1 pseudogene is annotated in these 682 nt (G+C 49.0%); it reads right to left on the bottom strand.

The features are described from left to right. Window positions 1-682: pseudogene (gene ligA, locus R7093_RS25725) on the bottom strand (NAD-dependent DNA ligase LigA); the annotation flags it as partial.

Raw genomic sequence — 682 nt, 5'->3', positions numbered from 1 at the left:
TGGCCCCATGCGATCCAATACGGTTAACACACCAGCCGAAAGCTTGAACAGATCGGCAGGGGTTTCTACCATTTCACGATCGACCAATTGCTCGATAACTTTGTCACCTAAACCATCAACATCCAACGCTTTACGTGAGACGAAGTGCTTGAGCGCTTGCTTACGTTGAGCTTGACAGACCAAACCGCCAGTACATCGAGTCACCGCCTCCCCTTCGATACGCTCTACGTGCGAACCACAAACAGGACACTGAGTTGGGAAAATAATATCTCGCGCCGTTTCTGGTCGACGCTCTTTGATGACAGAAACCACTTGAGGAATCACATCGCCAGCACGACGAATCACGACCTGATCACCAATCTTTACTTGAAGGCGCTCAATTTCATCCGCATTATGCAGCGTTGCGTTACTCACCGTCACGCCACCAACAAACACGGGCTCTAACTTAGCAACAGGAGTGATCGCTCCCGTTCGGCCAACTTGGAACTCAACTTCATTCAATGTGGTGATTTCTTCTTGAGCCGGGAATTTGTATGCGATCGCCCAACGTGGAGCGCGAGCAACAAAACCCAGGCGCTCTTGAACGGCAATATCATCAATTTTGATCACGACTCCGTCAATTTCGTAAGGTAATGCATCACGACGCTGTAGAATGTCTTGATAATAAGTTTTTACGTCTGCC

Source organism: Vibrio sp. 1580 (assembly GCF_033340055.1).
The sequence above is the reverse complement of the archived record's forward strand: the minus strand, read 5'-3'. Positions and strand labels throughout refer to the sequence as shown.